This is a genomic window from Kineococcus esterisolvens (assembly GCF_050871405.1).
Classification (GTDB): Bacteria; Actinomycetota; Actinomycetes; order Actinomycetales; family Kineococcaceae; genus Kineococcus.
In genome coordinates, this window is the sequence record NZ_JBJLRI010000125.1 from 1 (window position 1) to 5,844 (window position 5,844).

Annotated in this window: 6 protein-coding genes; 2 read left to right on the forward strand and 4 right to left on the reverse strand. The window is 71.9% G+C overall.

Going from position 1 to position 5,844, the window contains the following annotated elements:
* Positions 1–179 precede the first annotated feature (179 nt).
* Positions 180–926, forward strand: a complete 747-nt coding sequence (locus tag ACRYR8_RS20785) for a hypothetical protein (protein ID WP_432486128.1) — start codon at positions 180–182, stop codon at positions 924–926.
* A 49-nt stretch (positions 927–975) separates the two neighbouring features.
* On the opposite strand, the gene ACRYR8_RS20790 is transcribed toward ACRYR8_RS20785, so the two are convergent.
* From ACRYR8_RS20790 to ACRYR8_RS20805, 4 genes are read right to left on the reverse strand one after another with little or no spacing between them, the layout of a single operon-like run.
* Positions 976–2,292, reverse strand: coding sequence for an MFS transporter (locus tag ACRYR8_RS20790; RefSeq protein ID WP_432486129.1), 1,317 nt, complete (start codon positions 2,290–2,292; stop codon positions 976–978).
* Entirely contained in the window at positions 2,292–2,894 is a 603-nt protein-coding gene (locus tag ACRYR8_RS20795) for a MarR family winged helix-turn-helix transcriptional regulator (protein ID WP_432486130.1), read from the reverse strand. Before ACRYR8_RS20795 ends, ACRYR8_RS20790 begins: the two co-directional genes overlap by 1 nt.
* Positions 2,895–2,951: 57 nt before the next feature.
* Positions 2,952–3,623: an RNA polymerase sigma factor gene (locus ACRYR8_RS20800; protein ID WP_432486131.1), complete on the reverse strand. Its 672-nt coding sequence runs from the start codon at positions 3,621–3,623 to the stop codon at positions 2,952–2,954.
* Complete coding sequence (locus tag ACRYR8_RS20805; RefSeq protein ID WP_432486132.1) at positions 3,620–4,498, reverse strand: hypothetical protein; 879 nt, start codon at positions 4,496–4,498, stop codon at positions 3,620–3,622. Before ACRYR8_RS20805 ends, ACRYR8_RS20800 begins: the two co-directional genes overlap by 4 nt.
* Before the next feature lie 187 nt (positions 4,499–4,685).
* On the opposite strand from ACRYR8_RS20805, the gene ACRYR8_RS20810 reads away from it, so the two are divergent.
* Positions 4,686–5,603, forward strand: coding sequence for an aminoglycoside phosphotransferase family protein (locus tag ACRYR8_RS20810; RefSeq protein ID WP_432486133.1), 918 nt, complete (start codon positions 4,686–4,688; stop codon positions 5,601–5,603).
* Positions 5,604–5,844: the final 241 nt, after the last annotated feature.

Genomic DNA, 5,844 nt, shown 5'->3' on the forward strand with positions numbered 1-5,844 from the left:
CTCAAGAGCCATGACCATCACCGTAGGCGTCGGTGGCCTGAGCGGCCGTGGTCAGACGTCGACCTATCGACCAGTCTGCGAGGTCGCGGACTGGTCATGATCACGCGCACGGAGGGCGGGAGGACCGGTAGATCGTCAAGCCGCTGGCGTGGGCAACCTTTGGACGCCAAGGTTGATGGATGAGACGCGAAGGGCTGGGCGAGCTGTGGCAGCTGCCGGACGATGTCAGCGCCGCGGACTGGATCGTGGCCGCGGTCCGCAACTTCGACCACACGGTCGGCTCGCTGGTGCCGCCGGTCTTCGAGGCCTACGCCCGCGTCTTCCACCCAGCCGCCTGGCGTGACGACTTCGGGCGGGACGTTGCGGTCACCTGGGCGCAGGTCGCCGCGGCCAACGGCCGGCAGGCGCACGCCGGGATGGAGTGGGTGGCCATCACCGGCTCCTGGAGTTACCACCACGGCGACACCCAGCCGGAGGTGTGGGACACCGAGCCGGCCGAGGGCAGCCTGCCCGCCGCGCAGGGCGAGGCGCTGGCCGAGGTGCTGGCGCGGTTCACCACGACGACCGAGGAGTGCTTCTACGCGGTGTGGGAGGGCTACGGGTGCCTCGCGCTGGCACCGGTGGCGCAGACGGTGCTGATGCCCCAGCGCGAGATGCTGTTGCTCACGGGGCCGCTGTCGCAGGCCGGGTGGGTGTCGATGGAGACCGACCCCTGGGAGCAGAGCCCGAGCCTGTGGTGGCCGGCGGACCGGGCGTGGTGCGTGGCCACCGACGTAGACCTGATGAGCACCTACGTCGGCGGCAGCCGGGCGTGCATCGAGGCCGTGCTGGCCGCCCCGGGCCTGGAGGCGTGGGAGGTGTCTCAGCGCCAGGGCGTGACCTACGACAGCGATGAGGTGAATCCGGTACCGCCACTGCCGCGGTGAGCACGACAGCGGGATGACCGCGTAGTCCGGAGTTCGGACCCACAGGCGGTCAGGTGAAGGCGGTGCCCGCAGCAGCGGGCTGCCTCCAGCGCCGTAGAGCAGGGGTGGCGGCAGCGATGAAGGCGACGACCACAACACAGGCAAGCCCACCGGTGAGGGTTGAGGTCGCAGCCGACGTCGCGCCGGCGACTGCTCCAGCGCGGGCGTTTCCCAGCCCAGGACCAGCGACCCCGACGATGTTCTCCGCGGCGCTGACCCTCCCCAGGTAGGCGTCGGGGGTGGAGACCTGCACGATCGCGCCGCGGCAGATGACGGCCACCGTGTCCGCAGCACCGGCCACAGCCAGGCACGCCAGCGTGGCGGGCAGAGAGTTCACCAGGGCGAACACCGCCAGCGCCGACCCCCACGTCGCGGACGCGGCCAGCATGAGCCGCCCCGCCCCTGACGCCCGGGTGATCGTTCCGGAGGCCAACCCGGCCAGCAGGCCACCGACGGCGACTGCGGAGGCGAATAGCCCGAAGGTGTACTCACTGCCACCGAAGCGTTCGTCGTTGACGGCGGGGAACAAGGCGATGGGCATGGCCAGACCGGTGGCGGCCAGGTCGGTGGCCAGGCAGCCGCGCAGCTCCGGGCGGCTCGCGAGGTAGCGCCAGCCTTGCCCTGTGGCCCGCAACCCCGCCAGCATCCCGCGTCCCGGCGCCGTGCCCGACGCGGGACTCGGCGCGGTGCTCGGCGCGGTGCTCGGCGCGGTGCTCGATGAGGGGTGGGGTCGCATGCTGGGCAGGCGCAGCACGCCGTAGAGGGAGACGGTGATGCCGAGGGCATCGGCGAGGTAGGCCGCGCGCAGCCCGCCGGTGGCCAGGATGACGCCGGCGAGGGCGGGACCGGCGAGCATGGCGATCTGGAAGCTGACGTGGTTCAGCGCGACCCCGGCCGGGACGAGACCGGTGGGCAGCAGGCGGGCGATGAACGTGCGCCGGGCCGCCGCGCCGAGGGCGGTGGCGGCGGTCTGGGCCATAACCAGAGTCAGGACCAGGAACACCGAAGCGGTGTCGAGACCGGCTTGGGCGGCGAGCCCGGCCGCGGCGATGACGGTGACGGCGGTGGTGGCCAGGACCAGGCGGCAGCGGTCGATGGTGTCGGCCAGGGTGCCGCCGATGAGGCCACCGATGATGGTGGGCGCTGCGGTGGCCAGGCCGATGGCTCCGGTCCACCACGGGCTGCGGGTCAGTTCCCAGACTTGGTAGAGCACGGCGGTGGCGACGAGCTGGCCGCTGAATCCGGCTGCGGTGCTGCCAATCCACAGTCGCCGGAAGGCTGGGGAAGCCAGTAGGGGGCGGGTGTCGACGAAGCGCTCCAGCAGCATCACCGCCTGCTCTTGGCGGGGCCGCGGGTGCTGTCCTTGGTGGCCCTGTCCTGGGTGGTGGCCGTCTTGGCTGCCTTCGTCGCAGAGGTGGGCGCCGGCGCGAGGTCGTCGAGGTGGTCGAGGTGGTGGTTGACCCGGTCAGCGAAGGAACGGCGGGTCAAAGCCTCGCGCAGGTCGGTGACGACCTGCTGCAAGGGGTAGGGCACCTCGGCGTCCAGTTCGGCCCAGGCGGCTTCGGTGGCTCGCCACTCGGCCTCCAGGAAGGGAACGAGGGCTTGGCCGGCGTCGCTGAGGAAGACCGTGCGGGTGCGGGCGTCTTCGCCGGGGGCGCTGTCCAGGAGGCCGTCGCGGCGCATCGCGGTGACTGTCTGGCTCATGGCCGAGTGGGTCACGCCGAGGTGGCCGGCCAAGGTCTTGATCGTCATGGGGCCGTGGCGGTGCAGGCGGATGAGGGCCTTGCTGAACCGGGGACGTACTCCCGCCACCCCGTGCTGGGCGTAGACGGTGGCGATCTGGTCGTCCATCGCGTTCAGCAGGTCGAACAGGGGGGTGAGGGCGCTGCGCTCTGTGGGGTCAGGTCCAGGCGCCGGCAGCGATGTCACAGCAGCTAATCTAACAGTGGCTCACACACCACGAGAGGGGGCTTCAATGTGAGCGCATCACGCGCACAACCCGCGGGATGACCGGTAAGTCGTTCCCCCCTGATCCGTGGCGGGTCGGGGCCACCAGGAGTCAGCCGCGGTTGCGACCTTCTCGCCCAGGAGACGACGTAGCTGCGGGTGCGCAGCGAGACGACGACGAGCCCGGTGCAAACGCACTCTGGCACTGGTGGCGCTGATGCCCACCACCCGCGCGGCGTCAGCGGTGCTCAACTGCTCCCAGGCCGTCAAGGTGATGAGCTCTCGGTCGAGCTCGACCAGACCGGCCAAGGCGTCGCGCACCACTGCAGCGGTCCGTGACGGGCCGTCGCTTCTTTCCATTTCGTTCTCGATCTGGTCATCGGCCAGCAGCGGCCGTTGCTGGGCCAGCTCCTCGTGCAGGGACTGGTGCTGGTGCACTGCCTGCTCGCGGTGGTGCTGAGCCAGCAGACGGCGGGCGGCCCCGAACAGCCACAGCCGTTCCCGCCCTGCGGGCAGGTTGGCGCGACGCCGCCAGGCCACGAGGTAGACCTCGGCGAGCAGGTCAGCAGCTTCAGCTGTCTCAGCCCGTCGGGTCAGGTACGCCAAGACGTCGCCACGGGTGGCGTGAAACAGCTGCTCGAACCGCTCGGCCTCCGCACCTGCCTCGGCGGCAACCGGGTGGAACTCGAGATGGGTCTTGGGGGTGGTCACCGAGCCGGTCCCCGGTAGGCCGGGTCGGTGTTCAGCGCAGGCGTCAGCTGCGGGTTGCAGCGTCCGCTGTCAGTGACGGCGTCCAGGACTGCGCGGTGGTCGCCGGCCACGGCCGCCGCGGTGATGGCGGGCAGCCACCCGAAGCGGGTCTCGGTCTGCGCGCCCGCGTCACCGGGTGCGCCGGTCGGACTCGAGCTGGGGTCGACGTCGGTGACCGCGCTCCACGTCAGCGACGCGGTGAGGGTGTCGGCGGCGGCACGGCGGGCGGCGGTGTCGCCGGTGGTGTGGGCAGCGATCCAGACATCGGCCCAGGTGCAGATCGCGTTCTGCGCGACTTGGGCGCGCAACGCGCTGGTGCTGATCTGCCTGTCGGCCTGGGGAGCGAGCACCCCAGTGCTGAACTGCGCCTCGCTCTGGGCCTGGTGGCCGGGGGCGAAGGGGATGTCGGCGGTGAGCTGGCGGGCCACGTCGACGTAGTCGCTGCCGTCCTGGCGCAGGACTTCCCCGGGGCCGGCGGCGGTGGCTTCCCATCCACTGCTCCGCTCTCCGGTGCGGGCGGCGAGGTAGGTGGCGGCCGCGGCGGTGCCGGTCCCAGCCAGGGCGACGGCCAAGGTGACGGCGCCGGCCCGGGCGAGGCGACGCCGCCGGCGGGCGCGGACCTGCTGAGCCGTGACGACGTCGCGGCGACGGACCTGTCGCACGGACCACTCGTGCTGGAGGTCGGTGGAAGCGCTGGCTGGGGTGCTGGTCCTGGAGGCCATGACGCTGTTCCAGGCGTGGGTGAACGCCGTCTCCTGCTGCTGGCGCGTCAGCGGGGGCGGTGCGGTAATCCGCAGGAGGTCGTCGAGGTCGGTCTCGACGTCGTGGTGACGCATGATCAGTCTCCGGTCCGGGCGGCTCCTGGTGAGCACCCACACCAGTACGTGTCACCACCGTTACAGAGGCGCTGCTGCGGTGACCAACGACTCGCCGGTCCGCGGGATGTGCGGTAAGTGCCCCGGTGCTGCGAGGGGACCGTGTCACAGCGGTCATCACAGGCGCAGCCTCCGTACCTTGCTGCGCATGACCAAGGTCGAGGACGAGACCGGGATCACCGCGGACCTCGTCCGCGACCTGCTGCGCGAGCAACACCCGGACCTGGCCGAGCTGCCCCTGCGCGAAGTCGAGGGCGGCTGGTGCAACCAGATGTGGCGCCTGGGGGACGAGCTGGCCGTGCGGATTCAGCGCATGGACACCGACCCCGCTCACCAGCTCAAGGAGCGCCGGTGGCTTCCGCTGCTCGCCGACCGCCTGCCGCTGCCCGTCCCCGTCCCGGTGCGCAGCGGCGCGCCTTGCAAGCGGTTCGGCAAGCTGTGGACGGTGATGACGTGGGTGCCGGGCCTGCCGCTGGACCGCGCCTCGATCACCCGCGGCGAGCACGCCGCCGACACCCTGGCGGCGTTCCTGCGGGCGCTGCACGTGGCAGCGCCCGCCGACGCACCGGCCGACACCGGCCGCGGCGCACACCCGAAGGACTGCATGGACGGCTTCGAGCACTTCCTCGGCTCTCTCGACGCTGACGCGATCGGCCACGACGCCTCCGACGTGCGGGCCGTCTGGGACGACGCCGTCGCAACTCCCGCCTGGGAGGGGCCACCGGTGTGGGTGCACGGCGACCTGCATCCGGCGAACGTCGTCGTGGCGGACGGGACGCTGGCGGGCGTGGTCGACTTCGGTGACCTGTTCGCCGGCGACCCTGCGGTGGACCTGGCGGCCGCCTGGGTGCTGCTGCCGGCCGGCGGGGCCGCACGGTTCTTCACCGCCTACGGGCGGGCGAACGAGGCGACGGTCCGCCGCGCCCGCGGACTGGCCGCGCTGAAAGGCCTCTTCCTGCTGCTGATGGGCCAGAACGGGGAGCGCGGGCTGCCCGGCGGCAAGCCAGCGTGGGGTCCAGCCGGACGTCACGCGCTGGACCGAATGCTCATCGAACGCCCGGACTGACCAGTGAGCGCGCCGGCACGACGCCAGTGCCCCCGACGGCGGGCTGGGCGACCTACCGCAGATCGGCAGAACCGCGAGGTCGTCAACGCCCACGACAGCGGGATGACCGCGCGGCCCGCTCTGCGGCGTTGCCCTGCTCTGGCCGCTGGGGGCCGGTCAGGTGGGCAGGGTGCCGGTGGCGTCGCGGATGACCGTGCCGTCGCTCAGGGTGAGGTCGTACGTGAGCAGCAGGGTGGAGCGG